Here is a 16571-nt window from a genome sequence, read left to right as displayed (position 1 = left end):
CTAAACCCTAAACCCTAAACCCTAAACCCTAAACCCTAAACCTTAAATTCTAAATTCTACGGTTTCCAGTTTTCTTCAATAAGTTTCATAAGAGCATCGGGACACTTGATAATTTTATTCAATTTTGCATCTAAAAAAAATAAAGTGGTAGACGCCTCGGTGATTTTAATATGCTCCGCATTGTAAATTTCATAAAAAAATTCAATTTTCACCCCCGGAATTTTTTTTATGAAGGTATGAATTTCTAATTCTTGGTCATACAAAGCGGGCTTCAAATACTTAATTTTATACTCCGAAACGGGGAGCCAAATTCCCTGACTTTCAATCTCATCATATGACATTCCTATGCTTCGAAAAAGTTCAACTCTGCCAATTTCAAAGTATTCTGCGTAGTTACCATAATAGACGTATTTCATCGGGTCTGTTTCTCCGTAACGTACTCGTATTGTGTGTGTTGTGTGTATCATTTTTAATGCTTAATTATACATACAAATATATTTTTAAATAATCAATACCTCCAAAATTTTTTTATCAGATAAAAAATTCGACCTTTGTCTTCCTTCTAAAAAGTACTAACCAAGAAATTAATCGGGGCATAAAAATGGATGACAATTTAATGATGATATGGCAGAGGTGCCTTCAGTTTATGCGTGACAATCTTAACGCAGCTGAAGATAGTTCTGATCTAAAAAAACTTGAGAAATCTTTCGATCTATTATTTGATAAGGTTCAGCCAATTTCATTGGTTGATAACAACCTTACGTTGATGGTTCCGAGTGATTTTTACAAGGAATATATTGAGGATAATTACCTATCCTTACTTTCTGCTGCCCTGAAAAAAAATATAGGTAAAGGAGTGAAATTATGGTACTCTGTAATGGAAAATAAACCAAATGGTTTAGAAAAGCCCGTTACAATGAACATGAAAGGGAAAAGCGTTCCTACTCCGAAAATGCAGGAAACAATGCCTCAGGGTTTTTCTTCAAATATTGTAAACCCTTTCGTAGTTCCTGGAATCAAGAAAATAAACATTGATTCTAACTTAAAATCTGATTTTTCTTTCGATAATTATGTTGAAGGAGAAAGTAACAAATTTGCTGCAACGGTAGCGAGATCTATCGCAAAAAGACCTGGTGCAACGGCTTTCAACCCTTTGTTTTTATATGGAGGTTATGGAGTTGGAAAGACGCACTTAGGACAGGCGGTTGGTCTGGAAGTTAAAAGTCAGTTTCCTGATAAAGTGGTTCTTTATTTGTCTTCTGAAAAATTCATTCAACAGTTTATTTCAGCTGCAAAAGCTCACAAACAGACGGAATTTGCAAACTTTTACCAGATGGTGGATGTTCTGATTATTGATGATATTCAGTTCCTTTCCGGAAAATCTGCTACTCAGGACAGTTTCTTCCACATTTTTGACTATTTACATCAAAATGGAAAACAGATTATCCTTACTTCTGATAAGGCTCCTGTTGATATTATGGATATTCAGGACAGAATTGTTTCCCGTTTCAAATGGGGACTTTCTGCAGAAATCAAATCGCCGGATTTACAGACGCGTAAGAAAATTATCGTTGATAAATTAAGCAGAGACGGGATTGTTCTTACAGAAGATATGTTGGATTTCCTTGCTGCTGAAGCTAAAACTAACGTTAGAGAGCTTATCGGAGTTATTAATTCTGTAATTGCTTATTCTACGATTTACAAATCTGAATTAAGCCTTGAATTATTAAAAGATACAATCAATAAGATTGCTGCCAACCAGAAAAAAATCATCAATATTCCTTATATTCAGGATGTTGTATGTGATTATTTCGGAATCAAAAGAGAGCAGCTTTTATCTAAAACAAGAAAAAGAGAGATCGCACTTCCAAGACAATTGGCGATGTATTTTGCTAAAGAGCTTACCAACGCAACATTCACTAAAATTGGTGAAGAAATGGGCGGGAAAGATCACTCTACCGTAATGTATGCCTGCGATACGATCAAAGATGTTTCCAAGATCGACAAGGAAGTTAAAAAATACGTTAAGGATCTTGCTGAAAGAATCAAACATTAATATTTTTAATTAAAATAAAGGAAATGAAGAATAATTTTTATTCTTCATTTTTTATTTAGTTTTGTCAGAAGAAAATATTGTAAGCGTTAAATTTTTCAATCTTTAAATTCAATAGCATGAAAATACTGATGGTCTGTCTGGGAAATATTTGCAGAAGTCCTTTAGCAGAAGGAATTATGAAAACAAAGCTTCCTGAAAATTTCTTTGTAGATTCGGCAGGTACAATTTCAATGCATCAAGGTGAACATCCTGATGAAAGAGCTGTAAAAACTGCTGAGAACCATGGAGTTGATATTTCAAAACAAAAATCAAGACCAATTGTAAGTTCAGATTTTGAAACCTTTGATAAGATCTATTGTATGGATCATCGGGTGTATGAAGATGTAATTTCAAAAACTAAAAATGATGAACAGCGTCAAAAAATTTCACTATTTTTAGACAATTCGGCAGATCGTAAAAATTCTGAAGTTCCCGATCCATATTGGGGCGATATGAATGATTTCGAAAACGTTTTCCAATTGCTTGATAAAGGTTGCGATGCAATTCTCCATCAACTAAAAACAAACAACTAGCAACAAACGTATAATTAATAACTTATAATTCTAATAAAAATGCTTTTTTTACTCCCGGCTTATTTATCTGAAAATACTTCTATTACTCACTTTTCGCCTGTTTTGAAAGACTATATCATGCAGACTGACTATTTCTTTGTTGAAAATGAAAAGACCGCAAGAAAAGTTGTTAAATTTTTTGCACCTGAAAAAAAGCAGTCAGATTTAAAACTGTTTTTACTAGATAAATACACCGAAAATAAAGATATCAAAGAAGCTCAGGAATTAATGTTGAAAGGTCAGGATTTTGGATTACTTTCCGAAGCCGGACTTCCATGTATTGCCGATCCCGGAAACCTAATTGTGAAATGGTGTCACGAAAAAAACATTCGTGTTATCCCAATTTCAGGGCCTTCATCAATTATTTTGGCATTGATTTCAAGTGGTTTTAATGGGCAGGAATTTAGCTTTAATGGATATTTACCGATTGAAAAAGGCGAAAAGAAAAAGCAAATTTTACAGTTGGAAGGCTTAGTTCAGCGAACTGGATATTCACAAATCTTTATGGAAACGCCTTACAGAAATAATGCGCTTTTTGAAGATTTAACTAAATTTCTTTCTCCTAATACAAAGCTTTGTATCGCCGCCAATATCAATGATCCTGAACATGAATTTATCAAAACAAAAACGATAAAAGAATGGCAGAAACAAAAACCTGAACTTCATAAAATTCCGGCTGTTTTCGTTTTAGGTAAATAACTTTAACATGCGTTAACGTAAGCTTTGCATCATTCTTGTGTATTAATCAGCATAACATCAAAAAATTAAATTATGTCTGAAAAAAAATTAGCAGGGCTTTGGATCGACAGCGAAAAAGCTGTAGTTGTTAAAAATCATGATGCTCAAAATGCATTTAAGTTTTTTCTTTGCAGTCCGGTAAAAGCGGAAATTCAACACGGAAATTCAAGTGAAAACGCAGGAAACAACGCTGAAAGAACGAATAAAGTGAAATTCTTTAAAGAAGTAGAGCATTTATTAACCAATTCTCAGGAGGTTTATATTACAGGCCCGGGACAGATTCAGGAAGAGTTGAAACATTATCTACATGATACAGCTCAGTTCAAAAATCTTGATATTACATTAGATACTGCACAGCAAATGTCTGATGAACAAGTTTTAGAAACGGTGAAAAATCATTTTAATGCTTAAGTTTTAAACTAAAAATATAAAATCCGAATATTAATAAATATTCGGATTTTTATTTATTTTTTTCTTCTCGCTTTCCATTTTTTCCAAAGGAAAATAATTAATGGAATTAATAAAAAGAACGGCCAAAATGAAATAATTCCCAATAAGAAACTTACAAAACTATTCCAGCCTTCCGTAATTGAGTCTCCAAAACGGCTTCCAAAACCAATTTTAGAAGTGGCTGAACTTCTTACTTTTTCTTTATATAAACTTAAATTTAAGGTGCTATAATTCACTCGGTCATCGATGAAACGAAGTCGGCCTTCCGAAACATCAATTTCATCTTCCAGTTCACGAATATTTTCCTGAATTTCAAGAATATCCTTTGTCGTTGCTGCACTTTTAAGCATATCCCTATACTTTTCAAGGTAGATTTTCTTATTTGCGAGTTTAATAGAAACATCAGTGTATTCTTCTGTAACATCATCAGACGAAATATTTTTAGACAAAACGGATCCGATTCCATCGGAGAAAGAATTGATCAATGCATCAAAATTCTTGTGTGGAACGCGGATGACCAAATTTAAGTTTTCATCAGTATCTGTATTTCGGAATTCTTCTTTTTGAATGTAAGCTTGATTTTTATTTAAGATTTCAGTGGTCTGGTTCTGAGCTTTTTTAATATCTCCAACCTGAATGATCAAATTGCCATTTTTGATTATTTTCTTTGAAATAATATCTGTGTTTTTTTTAGATTTATTTTCTGTTGTATTCGATATTGAAGTAGCTGTTGGTCCGTAATTTTTAGAGATTTCTTCTTTTGGTGGCGGGGGAGGAGGCGGAAGATATTTATCAGAAGGTTTTTCCTGAAGGACTTCGGCTAAGTCAGCTTTTACTTGAATGGGTTCCTGTTTATTGCAATGGATAAGAGTAAGGCAAAATAAAGGGATAAATAATTTTCTCATATATAAATTTTGATGAATTCTTATCAAAAACTATGCTTGAAATTACAATTTGATGAGAAATTTTCAATAATTGATGTTAATTAATAGAAATGTTTTAGTTATGAAGGTTTTTATTTGTTTAAATCATTAAAAAATCAAATTATTTTATATTTTTATTGAATGAAAAAGAGTCTTTTAGCATTTATATTTTCTCCATTTTTGATGTACGCTCAGGAAGTTCCAAAACTTACTGATGAAATGGCGATGAAATTGGCGGATAAGCCCATTCATTGCATCAATCAGGAATACCCGAATAAAACGGCACATATCATTAATAATGAAAAGGAAGTTCCGTTGGCTCCAAAAGATCTTCATCCCAGTTTTTATGGCTGTTTTGATTGGCATAGCTCTGTCCATGGACATTGGATGTTGGTCAGATTGCTGAAAGCAAAACCTAATTTAGCGAATGCAAAAGAGATTGAAAAGATTCTTGAAAACTCATTTCAAAAAGAAAATCTTCAGACAGAAGCTGATTATTTCACGAAATATGAGTTAACTACAACATTTGAAAGAACTTATGGTTGGGCTTGGGTACTTAAGCTTGATGAAGAATTAGCAACTTGGGATAATCCTAAAGCTAAAATCTGGCATCAGAATTTAAAACCTTTAACGGATAAAATTTTAAGTTCATGGAAGACTTATTTGCCTAAACAAACGTATCCAAACAGAACCGGAGTTCACCCGAATACGGCTTTTGCAATGGTTTTTGCACTCGATTGGGCTAGAGCAACGGGTGATAAGACTTTTGAAAGTCAATTAATAGAAAGGGCAAAATATTTTTACTTGAATAATACCAAAACACCTGCTTATTTAGAACCCGACGGTTCAGATTTCTTCTCGCCAAGTTTGGAAATTGCAGATTTGATGAGAAGAGTTCTTCCCCAACAAGAATTTGTAAAATGGTTAAATAATTTCTACGAAAAACGAAGTTTAGAGAATATCGAAAAAATTCCCGTTGTTAGCGATTTATCTGATTATCAAACCGTTCATTTGGTTGGTTTATCCTTTACAAAAGCATGGTGTATGAAAGGAATTGCAAAATCTCTTCCCAATAATCATCCATTAAAAAAGGAATTCCAAAAAACGGCAACTGTATTTTTAAACAACGGACTTCCACTCCTTTTCCAAGGGAATTATGGTGGTGATCATTGGCTCTCTAGTTTTGCAGTTTATGCTTTAGAAGATTAAAAAGGCCTTGAAGATAGAAGTTTTTCACACGGCATAAACTTCTATCTTCCTGCATCCAGCTTCCAAACTAAAAAAGATTTTTAATACTTGATTCCCAGTTTTTTAAGTACAAAACTTAGAAGCCAGATTGGTCCAATTAAAAGAAACTGTAGATCTTTTAGGAAAGACGGTTTTTTACCCTCAATTTTATGGCCTACAAACTGTAAAATCCAAGTGACGATGAAAACGGCAAGATAAACAATCCATGAATTTTCTTTAAAACGGATATTGATTCCATAAGCGAAACTTTCCATTAAAGTCATTACAAAAAGCATAATCAGGCCAATTAAAAAAGAAAGTCTCATGTAAAATATGGTTACTAAAAGCATGGCAAAAAGACTTACACAACTGATACAGCCGATATATCTAAAGCAAATTGACATTGACGGAATAAGAGAAATAAATCCTAAAATCGTCCAGAAAATCAAAGGAACGCAGATCCAGTGGATCAGCTTATTGGTTGAGTTTCTATGGCTTTCGGCATATTCTGCAAATAGTAAATCAATCTTTCTCATAATAGGAATTTGGAAAATACTAAATTAATAAAATTTTGTAATCGCAGAGCATATTGCTTACATTTGTGTTATGTCTGTCTTAGAAAAGTTTGGAGTAGAGATTTTTACGCAACATAATATTTTCGAAAGGATCTCTGCCGATAAACCTTTTCGACCTGATAACCCTGCTTTTATCTTCATTAAAACGGGAACAATAAAGCTTCGTCAGCATTTCAGTGACTTGGAACTTTCCGCCAATATGTTCATGGTAACAGATCCGCAAACGGTGTATGAAATGGTTTCTGTAAGTGATGATTTTCAATCGAGAATGGTTTCTTATAAAAGAGATTTTATTTCAGCTTTGTCATTGAAATTCAATAGATTAATTACCTATCGTTACTTTAGACAACAAATGAATATTGGCGTTCCTTTTCTGCAGGACGAAATGGATGTTGTTTGGAAAAGTGTCAACTTTCTGAAATATATTCTGGATTCTCCCACTGAAATGACGTACAAAAAAGAAATGGTAGAACATTTATTCTCAGTGTTTTGCTATCAAATGGCGGGGATTATTTCTAAAGAAGATAATAATTCGATGAGCCAGATGTCGAGACAGGAAGAGATTGTTTTTAATTTCCTGACTGAGCTTTCCGAGCACCATCTTACACAGCGAACTGTGGAGTTTTACGCCGAACGCCAATCAATTACAACCAGACATCTTTCCTCGGTGGTGAAGACCATTACGGGGAAGTCGGCGAGCCAGATCATTGCTTTAATTGTAATCAATGAAGCAAAAGTTCTTCTAAACTCTTCAAATAAGCCTGTTTCAGAGATTTCATCGATCTTGGGATTTAGTGATCAGTACTCATTTTCTCACTTTTTTAAGAAGCATTTGGAGGTAAGTCCAAGCCAATATCGAAATCAGTTCGAAAGCTAAAATCTTACATTTGAACATCTTTTTCCAATTCTCAAACATTTGTTTGACTTCATCACTGCCGTAACTTTGTACTCGTAAAACAAGGTAAAATGGTTAAGAATATAAAAACAGCTCTATCACTCGTGATAGCACTATTTCCTGCGCTGTTTTTTTCACAAGAAACTAAACAGCTGACAGCGAATGAAGTCGCCGAATTGGCGCTACAAAATCATCAGCAATTAAAGGTTTCGGCGCAGAATATCGACATTGCGAAACAAAATACGAATGTTACAAAATTGCAAAAACTGCCTACAATTACGGCTTCAACAAGTCAGTTTTATTTGGGAAATGTTTTGGCAATCGACAAGGATTTTTCAAACTCTACGAGCATTCCGATGCCTCATTATGGAAGTTCTTACGCGGTTCAGGCGACTCAACTGATTTTTAAAGGTGGATTGGTGAATAAGTCTATTGAATTGGCTGGACTTCGTGAGCAATTATCAGAATTGGATTTAGAGAAAAACAAACAGGATGTAAAATTTTTAGTAATCTCTAATTATTTGGATGTCTATAAAATTTTAAATCAGGAATCGGTTTTTCAAAATAACAAAAAGCTGGCTCAGGAACGTTTGAAAAATATTCAAAAGTTCTATCAGCAGGGAATGGTTACCCGAAACGAAGTAATTCGAGGAGAATTGGCCATCAAAAACTTAGATCAGGGAATTTTAACGTTAGCGAATAATAAGAAAATACTTAATTATAATTTAAGCATCGCTTTAGGTTTACCTTCTGATACTGAGATTATTCCGATTGAAAGTTTAACTAACAAAGAATCAGGAATCGGGATGGATTATTATTTTGATTTAGCCCATAACAGCAATCCACAAATGAAATCTGCAAAGACCAATATTGATGTTGCAGATAAAAATATTGAAATCATTAAAACAGATAAGATGCCTACAATAGCAGGTTTCGGAGGTTATACTTTGCAAAGACCAATTACCACGAGAAACCCTGTTCTGGATATGTATTCCGGAGGTTGGCAAACAGGTATTTCTTTGAGCTATAATATTGATAATCTGTATAAAACGAAAGAAAGAGTAAAGCTTGGAGAACTGCAAAAGACACAGGCTAATGATGCCATGACTTTGGTTCAGCAAAATATTGATATGGGAGTGAATGCTGCGTATGTAAAATATCAGGAATCAATTCAACAAGCTGATATTCTGAATGATGCTAAATTATTAGCTGAAGAAAACTATAAAATTACGGAAGCAAAATATCTGAATCAATTGGCTGTACAGGCAGAAATGATCGATGCTCAAAACCAAAAACTACAATCTGAACTGGATTTTGCGAATGCAGAAATCAATGTATTGTATCAATATTACAATCTTTTGAAATCTACAGGAACGCTTTAATTTTTTAAAACTCAAAACAATGGAAAACAAGGAACAAAATACTCAAAATACACAGCAAGCTCCAGCAAATACGGGAGGTACTGCCAATAAAAAAGAAAGAAAGAAAAATAAAATCAAAGCGATCATTTCAAATATTGTTGTATTTGCAATTGTGGGTTTTGGATTGTATTGGCTGATTGCTCAATATTTTCATATTGGAGATAAAACATATACGGAAGCAGCTCAGGTTGAGGAATTTATTAATCCGATCAACACGCGGGTTTCAGCTTATATTAAAGATATTAAGTTCATTGAACATCAGAAAGTTAAAAAAGGAGATACGTTGGTTATTTTAGATAATCGTGAAATTTTAACACAAATCGGACAGGCAGAAGCTGCCTATCAAAATGCATTGGCTCAGCGCGTTGCAACAGGTTCTTCTGTAAACACAGTTTCTAATAACGTGAATGTGATGGAATCTAATATTGCAGGAGCAAAAGCAAGACTTTGGAATGCTGAACAAAATTTAAACAGATATAAAAATTTATTGGCTTCGGAAGCGGTGACAAGACAGCAATATGATCAGGTAAAAACGGAGTATGATGCTCAAAAAGCGGCTTATGAAACATTTATTAATCAAAAACAATCTGCCAATCTCTCAACAACGGAAGTAAAAAGCAAATTTGGAATTATTGATGCTGAAATTAAAAGAACAAAATCAGCTTTAGATATGGCCAAAATTAATCTTTCTTATACCGTAATTACAGCTCCTTACGACGGTATAATGGGAAGAAGGATGATTTCTGAAGGTCAATTAATACAACCGGGACAACAAGTTGCAACCATCGTTTTAAACGGACAAAAATGGGTAACAGCCAACTTTTTGGAAAGTCAGATGCCGAACATTAAAATCGGTGAAAAAATGATGATGACGGCAGATGCCTTGGGCGGACAGAAATTTGAAGGTGTGGTGACCGCAATTTCAGCAGCAACAGGTTCGAGATATTCAAATGTACCGACAGATAATTCTACGGGTAATTTTATTAAAGTTCAGCAAAGAATTCCTGTAAGAATTGAGTTTACAGCTTCAAACAACAAAGAAAATGTAGAAAAACTGAGCGCAGGAATGAATATGAATATTCAAATTAATAAATAGTTTTTTGGTAGGAAGCTGGATGTGGGAAGAAGGAAGTTGATGCAGCGTGAAAAAACTTCCGGCTTCCATCTTCAAACTTCCATCCTCTACAGAAATATTAAAAAAAATCATGTACAATAAAGGATTATACCACGATTGGGTGCCAAAACCTGTACAACTGTTATTGATCATTTTATTAATGACAGTTGTGATGCCGCTTGGTGGAGTTTACACCGGAAATATAAGTTTTATGGTAGGTGGAACGGGTGCGCTTTCGGAATATTATATGTTCGCAAATTACGCGACAACGATCGGGATGGGAGCGGCGATGCCGATTGTTTTAAGATTAAAAATGAGATTCAAAATCCGTGATAAAATTACATTGGTTTTGGTTCTTTTAGGAATATTAAATTACATTAATGCAACAACCTCAGAACCGGCAGTTATTATTGGAAGCTCATTGATTTTAGGTTTTTTAAAAATGATTGTTGCGATAGAAATATTTTTACCGGTAATGGCAATGATAGGAAACCGAGGAATGTTTTATGGTGTTTTCTATTCATTTATTCTTGTGATGAATCAAATTGCGGCATATTATGCAGTTGAGGTTTCTATTTTATATAACTGGCAGCAGTTTTTTATCATTATCTCTATTTTATGTTTTGTATTGGCGCTGTTGCAGTGGATTTTTATGCATAATCAATATTTTGCTTTAAAAGTTCCTTTACATTATATCGATTGGTTGAGCATTATTCTGTTTACATCAACATTCATGTTTTCGGCGTATGTTTTAGCATTCGGAAAGCAGCAGGATTGGCTGAATTCATCGAAAATAATTAATGCAAGTATTGCGGCCTTTGTAAGTTTTACGCTTTTGGTGACAAGACAGACGCATTTGAAAAGACCTTATTTATCTTTTAAAACGTTTTCAAAAAACAATGTGATGCACGGATTATTCATGCTTTTGTGTCTGGGAATGTTTTTGGGAACGACTTCGCTTCAGAATATTTTTGCGGTCGGAGTTTTGGGGTATGACCAATTAACCAATGCAAAATTAAATATCCTGATGATCCCCGGAATTATTTTGGCTGGAATTATCGCTGTATTTTGGTTTAAAAAAGACAAACCTTTAAAAATGTATGTCTTTTCAGGATTTTCCGCGATGCTGGGATATTCAATTGTGATGTATTTTTCGATGGTATTGGAATTTAATTATGAAAACTGGTATTTACCCATGTTTTTAAAAGGTTTTGGAATGACAGCGTTATTCATCTCGGTTTGGTATTACACATTGGATAAATTAGAATTAAATGAAATGCTGGCCGCAATCGGAATGGCTTTGGTTTGGAGAACTTTTCTTACAGTTGCCTTTTTTTCTGCGATATTTTCGTGGTTTCAATATCAGTTTCAGGTCGTAAGTTTGGGAGATTTGGCGGTTTATATGGATGGTTTGACGGTAACTTCACAAAATGTCGCGGCCAATATGAAAACGATTCAACTTAACGCGATAATTGCTTCCAATAAAAAGATTTTCGGTTACATTGTTTTGGCTGGTTTTGGTATTTTAATTTATGTTCTTACCCATCATTTCGGAAAAGAGCGTTTCCAATATGTTCGATTTATTAAAGCTTTAAAAGGAAAATCATTAATAGCAAAAAGAAGATTAAGAGAAAATAAACAGCTTGCGGAAGATATAAAAGATGCAGCCGGATCTGCAATATAAAGATACCTTGTTTTTCACTTGTAAAGCTCTGTTTTTAATTATAAAAATGGAGCTTTACTTTTTATATTTATTGTTAAATTATTTTTATTTAGACAAAATAAAAATTAAATTTGTAAAAATAAATAAATCATATGACGAAGATTCAAACAGGGCAGATTATTGCCGAAGTTGCTAGAAAAGAATATATTACAGAACATTACATCAGGGTTTATCTATATTCTCCTGATGTTCATTTGTTTAAAGATGCCACAATTGGTGATAATAATAAAATTGCGGTTCCTCCAAAAGGATTGAATGAAATCCATTTTCCAAGTCTGGATCAGGAAACCCATCAGTGGATTTATCCTGCAAAAGAGGTTGCGCCAAGCATCAGAACGTATACTCACAGAGGAATTAATGTTGAAAAAAATGAAATTTTCATCGATTTTGTAGACCATGGCGATGGTGGACCAGCGTCCAGATGGGCGAGAGAAGCAGAAGTGGGCTCTAAATTGGGTGTGATGATGCGTTTGGGAAGTAAAGAATTATGTCCACAGGCTGATTGGTATTTGTTGGTCGGAGATGGCACGGCAATTCCCGTTTTGGGTGCCATTCTGGAAACTCTTCCTGAAACTGTAAAAGGAGTCTGCATCCTCGAAGTTCATGGAAAAGAAGACGAACAGATTCTAAAAACTAATGCTGATATTACATTTATCTGGGTTTATAATTCTGAACCTCATGGAAAAAGTGATTTAACTCAAGTAGTAAAAACTGTTGAAATTCCCGAAACTTCAAAGTTCGGATATGTGGCAACAGAATTTTTAAGTGTGAAAGAAATCCGTTCTTATTTGAGAAAGGAAAAAAATTGGACACAACAGGAATTATATGCCTATTCTTACTGGAAAGCCGGAGTTGCAGAAAACGAATCTCAGGCTGACAGACAAAAGGAAAAAAATGCCATTGAATAGAAATTTAGAAAATATTTTAAATCAATAATAAAAAGAACCTCAGACATTATATCTGAGGTTCTTTATTTTTTTCTGAAATGTTTAAACTTTTTATTTTAACCACAAAAGAAACAAAAGATTAGCACATTATTTATTTAAGTTAATAATATAAACTGTAAACAAGAACACATAAGTTTTAAAAATCTTTGATTTTTATTCTTTTGTACCCTTTTGTTTTCAAAAATAATTAAACTTTAATTTTGCACTAAAAACTTTTGTGTCTTTTGTGGTTAATTTCCAATTAGGTTAAACTTATTTTTAATTACGCAAAAACTGACCAATTCCAGTAGAATCAAACGTAAAAGTATTTTGATTTTCAGCTTTATCTAATTTTTTACTGATGGTTAATGCCCATAAAACTAATTCTTTACAGAAATTTTGATCTTCAATGCTTAGTTCAGAAGTATTTTCTTCAACAACTTCCACTAAAGGCTTGATACTGTTGAGTTTGCCGTAGAATTCTTCGTTTGTATCAGAATAATTAAGTTCAAGATGGTTTTTGTTAAACCATTTAATTAAATCAGTGTATGGATTTTTAATTCCGTCTTTTTCTAGCTTAGAAATGCGTGGAAAGAGGTTTTCAAATTGTATCATAACCGCTTTGTCAATCAGTATTTTAGCGACATAATCTGCACCTTCTTGTTCGCCTTCATAAACAAGCTCAATTTTTCCTGTAATTGATGGAATAATCGACATGAAATCAAGCAAACGAACCGTAGTTTTTTCTGCATCTGATTCAATTAATCTTAATTTCGCTGCAGCTACTAAATTTTCCATTGCACTAATTGTAAGTCTTGCACTTACGCCACTTTTCGCATCCACATATTCACTGTCACGGGCTACAAAAGCAACCTGTTCCAAAAGATCTTTCGCTAAACTAGGAATTTGTATCTGTGATTTATCTTGAGTTGAAATTGCCGCTTCCTGTTCCGTAATCTGTCGGGCAAGCGCAATTGTTTTAGGATAATGGGTGAAAATTTGTGAGCCAATTCTGTCTTTCAATGGAGTAACAATGCTTCCACGATTGGTATAATCTTCCGGATTTGCTGTAAACACAAACTGAATATCAAGAGGCATTCTCAATTGAAATCCACGGATCTGAATATCACCTTCCTGCAAAATATTAAACAAAGAAACCTGAATTCTAGCCTGTAAATCAGGCAATTCATTCAAAACAAATATAGAACGGTTGGCACGGGGAATCATTCCGTAATGTAAAACACGTTCATCGGAATAAGGGAGTTTTAATGTTGCTGCTTTGATGGGATCGATGTCACCAATTAAATCGGCAACATTCACATCCGGTGTAGCTAGTTTTTCAAAGAAACGGTTGGAGCGGTGCACCCAAGAAATCGGAGTTTCATCACCAAGTTCTGCGATAAGATCTCTTGAATATTTTGAAATCGGATGAAATGGACTGTCATTGATTTCAGAACCTTTCACGATCGGCATATATTCGTCAAGAAGACTTACCATGCTTCTGGCAATTCTTGTTTTTGCCTGTCCGCGTAAACCTAATAAATTAATGTGATGTCCAGCCAAAATAGCTTTCTTCAATTGTGGAACCACCGAATCTTCATAGCCCCAAAGTCCTTCAAATACAGGTTCTTTAGTTTTAATTTTTGCAATTAAATTAGCCTGAATTTCTTCATTGATCGTTTTATCTAAGTATCCTGAATTTTTTAATTCTTTGAATGTAATATCGTTTTTCATTTTAAATTTTATTATTTCTGAGGGTTGGATGGTATAATGTATCAATTTCTATCTTCAAGCTTCCAACATCCAGCCTTTATTTAAATTCTCTTTATTCTGTTTTTTTCGTAGTCTTCAAAAATCATTTCTCCCAAACCGGAAAGACCTGTTAAAAAGGCTTTCCCTTGATTTTGAGCAGTAAATGCATTTACAAACTGACGAAGATAGGGATCTTGTGCAATCATAAATGTGGTGATCGGAATTTTAAGCTTTCTTGCTTCTGCTGCTTTGTTGAGACATTTGTTGACAATTTTTTCATCTAAACCAACACTATTCATGTAAAATTCTCCGGTAGGAAGCTGAATACAACTTGGTTTCCCATCAGTGATCATGAAAATCTGTTTGTTGGTATTTCTTTTTCTGCGAAGAATATCCATTGCCAATTCCAACCCGGCAACAGTGTTGGTATGATAAGGTCCGACTTGCAAATAGGGTAGATCTTTGATTTTGATTGGCCAGGCTTCATTTCCAAAAACAATAATATCAATGGAATCTTTTGGATATTTTCTTTTGATTAATTCCACCAAAGCCATAGCTACTTTTTTGGCAGGCGTGATACGATCTTCACCATACAAAATCATAGAGTGACTGATGTCGATCATCAACACAGTACTCATTTGCGCTTTATGTTTGGTTTCCTCTACAATAAGATCGTCTTCTGTCAGTCGTAAGTCTGAAATTCCGTTATTGATCTGGGCGTTTTTTAGACTTTCGGTCATATTTACCAAAGAAAGATCATCACCATATTGGAAATTACGGTTTTCACCGTCTCGCTCATCACCAACGCCTGTTTTTGTGGTGCGATGATTTCCTACACCGCTTTTTTTGAGTTTTCCGAAAATTTGATCCAATGCATACTCACGCAAAGCGGCTTCAAGTTTGGCGGTCAGTATATTTTTACCTTTTCCTGATCCTGAATTACCGTCTTTAGAATCTTCTTCCTCTTTGATGTATCCGCGTTTTTTTAAGTCTGCTTCAAAATCTTCAAGAGTATATTCATCGTTGAAAATGTTATATTCTTTATCAAGCATATCGAGCCAGTCAAAAGCTTCCTCAATATCACCCGAAGTATGCGTCAGCAAATCCTTGAAAACATCAAATACCCGATCAAAAGGCGATATATCTTCCGGAATATGTTTACTGAAAGTATATCCTTTTTGATAATTAAAATCTTTATTTGTCATAAGATATGATGCTGTTTAAAACACTACAAGTTATGGAAATATTTTTGCAAGATTATAGTGGGAAAATAGAAAATAGTAATGATGGTGATAGAAATAGGAACAGTATTTATGCCAATTAAATTAGATTTGTTTTGTAGAGTTTTTGCTTTATTTTATTATTATCTAATTCAACTTTCTTTTCCAAAACCCTTATCTTTGCTTCATTAAAATAAGACATGAAAGATTTAATGGGTAAAGCGATCTGGGACTATTTTCACGATGAAAATCCTGAAGATCTGCAGACTGAAACTTCAATTTCCGAGCTGGATGAACTTCCGGTAGAATATCTTTTCAGAGATTTTGAAGAAATGAATGAAATTGAAAAAAAAGCATTGGAATTATCTCAAAGAAAAGTTCTGGACATTGGAGCAGGAGCGGGTTCACATTCATTATATCTTCAAAATGAAAGAAATCTTGATGTCTTGGCTTTAGATATTTCTCCTAAATCTATTGAGGTTTGTAAGTTAAGGGGAATCAAAAATGCAGTTTGTGAAAATATTCTTGATTTTTCAGATCAGACTTTTGATACGATCCTATTATTAATGAACGGAACCGGAATTTTTGAAACCCTTGAGAAAATTGATAGTTACCTTAAAAAACTTCATTCTTTGTTAAATGAAAACGGTCAAATTCTCATCGACAGCACCGATATTTTATACATGTTCGACAAAGATTATGATGGCGGAGTTTATATTCCTGCAGGAGGATATTATGGTGAGTTAGATTATATTGTTCATTATAAAGGTGAATCAGAAAATCCGATAAAATGGTTGTATCTTGATTTTTTTACCTTACAAAATGCTGCTGAAAATAATGATTTCAACATTGAAAAAGTGATGCAGGATGAGGATTCTTATTTAGCAAAATTGACTAAGAAATAAATGGATTTTGTCATCCTATGTTTTCCTAATGCAAA

Annotated in this window: 16 protein-coding genes; 11 read left to right on the top strand and 5 right to left on the bottom strand. The window is 33.8% G+C overall.

What is annotated here, in order from left to right; all coding sequences use genetic code 11:
- Nucleotides 1-56: 56 nt before the first annotated feature.
- On the bottom strand, nt 57-467 hold the full coding sequence (locus tag SB689_RS17795; protein ID WP_410693450.1) for an acyl-CoA thioesterase: 411 nt from the start codon (nt 465-467) through the stop codon (nt 57-59).
- Between the two features lie 134 nt (nt 468-601).
- On the opposite strand from SB689_RS17795, the gene dnaA reads away from it, so the two are divergent.
- The 4 genes from dnaA (at nt 602) to SB689_RS17775 (ending at nt 3816) form a co-directional block, all read left to right on the top strand.
- On the top strand, nt 602-2056 hold the full coding sequence (gene dnaA, locus SB689_RS17790) for a chromosomal replication initiator protein DnaA (protein WP_072411595.1): 1455 nt from the start codon (nt 602-604) through the stop codon (nt 2054-2056).
- A gap of 116 nt (nt 2057-2172) precedes the next feature.
- Nucleotides 2173-2628: a low molecular weight protein-tyrosine-phosphatase gene (locus SB689_RS17785; RefSeq protein ID WP_410693449.1), complete on the top strand. Its 456-nt coding sequence runs from the start codon at nt 2173-2175 to the stop codon at nt 2626-2628.
- 39 nt (nt 2629-2667) lie between these two features.
- A complete protein-coding gene (locus SB689_RS17780; RefSeq protein WP_410693448.1) occupies nt 2668-3366 on the top strand; it encodes an SAM-dependent methyltransferase in 699 nt (232 codons plus the stop codon).
- A gap of 72 nt (nt 3367-3438) precedes the next feature.
- Nucleotides 3439-3816 carry a hypothetical protein gene (locus SB689_RS17775; RefSeq protein WP_410693447.1) on the top strand — a complete coding sequence of 126 codons (378 nt, stop codon included), beginning with the start codon at nt 3439-3441 and terminating at the stop codon, nt 3814-3816.
- 53 nt (nt 3817-3869) lie between these two features.
- Here SB689_RS17775 and SB689_RS17770 read toward each other — a convergent pair whose 3' ends face one another.
- Nucleotides 3870-4760 (bottom strand): DUF4349 domain-containing protein, encoded by an 891-nt coding sequence (locus SB689_RS17770; RefSeq protein WP_410693446.1) that lies wholly within the window; start codon nt 4758-4760, stop codon nt 3870-3872.
- A gap of 159 nt (nt 4761-4919) precedes the next feature.
- On the opposite strand from SB689_RS17770, the gene SB689_RS17765 reads away from it, so the two are divergent.
- Entirely contained in the window at nt 4920-5987 is a 1068-nt protein-coding gene (locus SB689_RS17765) for a DUF2891 domain-containing protein (protein ID WP_410693445.1), read from the top strand.
- Nucleotides 5988-6067: 80 nt separating this feature from the next.
- Here the strand turns inward: SB689_RS17765 and SB689_RS17760 are convergent, their stop codons facing one another.
- On the bottom strand, nt 6068-6541 hold the full coding sequence (locus tag SB689_RS17760) for a DUF962 domain-containing protein (RefSeq protein ID WP_410693444.1): 474 nt from the start codon (nt 6539-6541) through the stop codon (nt 6068-6070).
- 70 nt (nt 6542-6611) lie between these two features.
- Here SB689_RS17760 and SB689_RS17755 point away from each other — a divergent pair, with 70 nt between their 5' ends.
- The 5 genes from SB689_RS17755 (at nt 6612) to SB689_RS17735 (ending at nt 12641) form a co-directional block, all read left to right on the top strand.
- Nucleotides 6612-7457, top strand: coding sequence for a helix-turn-helix domain-containing protein (locus tag SB689_RS17755; protein ID WP_410693443.1), 846 nt, complete (start codon nt 6612-6614; stop codon nt 7455-7457).
- An 89-nt stretch (nt 7458-7546) separates the two neighbouring features.
- Nucleotides 7547-8857 (top strand): TolC family protein, encoded by a 1311-nt coding sequence (locus SB689_RS17750; protein ID WP_410693442.1) that lies wholly within the window; start codon nt 7547-7549, stop codon nt 8855-8857.
- Nucleotides 8858-8876: 19 nt separating this feature from the next.
- Complete coding sequence (locus SB689_RS17745; RefSeq protein WP_410693441.1) at nt 8877-9992, top strand: HlyD family secretion protein; 1116 nt, start codon at nt 8877-8879, stop codon at nt 9990-9992.
- A gap of 46 nt (nt 9993-10038) precedes the next feature.
- Nucleotides 10039-11694, top strand: coding sequence for an MFS transporter (locus SB689_RS17740; protein ID WP_410693440.1), 1656 nt, complete (start codon nt 10039-10041; stop codon nt 11692-11694).
- Nucleotides 11695-11825: 131 nt separating this feature from the next.
- Nucleotides 11826-12641, top strand: coding sequence for a siderophore-interacting protein (locus SB689_RS17735; protein WP_410693439.1), 816 nt, complete (start codon nt 11826-11828; stop codon nt 12639-12641).
- Between the two features lie 297 nt (nt 12642-12938).
- Here the strand turns inward: SB689_RS17735 and SB689_RS17730 are convergent, their stop codons facing one another.
- Both SB689_RS17730 and SB689_RS17725 read right to left on the bottom strand, forming a co-directional pair.
- Nucleotides 12939-14393 (bottom strand): sigma 54-interacting transcriptional regulator, encoded by a 1455-nt coding sequence (locus SB689_RS17730; RefSeq protein WP_410693438.1) that lies wholly within the window; start codon nt 14391-14393, stop codon nt 12939-12941.
- An 80-nt stretch (nt 14394-14473) separates the two neighbouring features.
- Complete coding sequence (locus tag SB689_RS17725; RefSeq protein ID WP_410693437.1) at nt 14474-15616, bottom strand: vWA domain-containing protein; 1143 nt, start codon at nt 15614-15616, stop codon at nt 14474-14476.
- Between the two features lie 215 nt (nt 15617-15831).
- On the opposite strand from SB689_RS17725, the gene SB689_RS17720 reads away from it, so the two are divergent.
- Complete coding sequence (locus SB689_RS17720) at nt 15832-16536, top strand: class I SAM-dependent methyltransferase (RefSeq protein ID WP_410693436.1); 705 nt, start codon at nt 15832-15834, stop codon at nt 16534-16536.
- Nucleotides 16537-16571 lie beyond the last annotated feature (35 nt).

It is taken from the genome of Chryseobacterium sp. SIMBA_038 (assembly GCF_046535115.1).
GTDB lineage: Bacteria > Bacteroidota > Bacteroidia > Flavobacteriales > Weeksellaceae > Chryseobacterium.
This window is presented reverse-complemented; position numbering and strand designations above follow the sequence as displayed.

Coding starts and splice junctions, on each gene's coding strand:
- SB689_RS17795 (WP_410693450.1), bottom strand. CDS start 467: ATGATACACACAACACACACAATACGAGTACGTTACGGAGAAACAGAC.
- dnaA (WP_072411595.1), top strand. CDS start 602: ATGGATGACAATTTAATGATGATATGGCAGAGGTGCCTTCAGTTTATG.
- SB689_RS17785 (WP_410693449.1), top strand. CDS start 2,173: ATGAAAATACTGATGGTCTGTCTGGGAAATATTTGCAGAAGTCCTTTA.
- SB689_RS17780 (WP_410693448.1), top strand. CDS start 2,668: ATGCTTTTTTTACTCCCGGCTTATTTATCTGAAAATACTTCTATTACT.
- SB689_RS17775 (WP_410693447.1), top strand. CDS start 3,439: ATGTCTGAAAAAAAATTAGCAGGGCTTTGGATCGACAGCGAAAAAGCT.
- SB689_RS17770 (WP_410693446.1), bottom strand. CDS start 4,760: ATGAGAAAATTATTTATCCCTTTATTTTGCCTTACTCTTATCCATTGC.
- SB689_RS17765 (WP_410693445.1), top strand. CDS start 4,920: ATGAAAAAGAGTCTTTTAGCATTTATATTTTCTCCATTTTTGATGTAC.
- SB689_RS17760 (WP_410693444.1), bottom strand. CDS start 6,541: ATGAGAAAGATTGATTTACTATTTGCAGAATATGCCGAAAGCCATAGA.
- SB689_RS17755 (WP_410693443.1), top strand. CDS start 6,612: ATGTCTGTCTTAGAAAAGTTTGGAGTAGAGATTTTTACGCAACATAAT.
- SB689_RS17750 (WP_410693442.1), top strand. CDS start 7,547: ATGGTTAAGAATATAAAAACAGCTCTATCACTCGTGATAGCACTATTT.
- SB689_RS17745 (WP_410693441.1), top strand. CDS start 8,877: ATGGAAAACAAGGAACAAAATACTCAAAATACACAGCAAGCTCCAGCA.
- SB689_RS17735 (WP_410693439.1), top strand. CDS start 11,826: ATGACGAAGATTCAAACAGGGCAGATTATTGCCGAAGTTGCTAGAAAA.
- SB689_RS17730 (WP_410693438.1), bottom strand. CDS start 14,393: ATGAAAAACGATATTACATTCAAAGAATTAAAAAATTCAGGATACTTA.
- SB689_RS17725 (WP_410693437.1), bottom strand. CDS start 15,616: ATGACAAATAAAGATTTTAATTATCAAAAAGGATATACTTTCAGTAAA.
- SB689_RS17720 (WP_410693436.1), top strand. CDS start 15,832: ATGAAAGATTTAATGGGTAAAGCGATCTGGGACTATTTTCACGATGAA.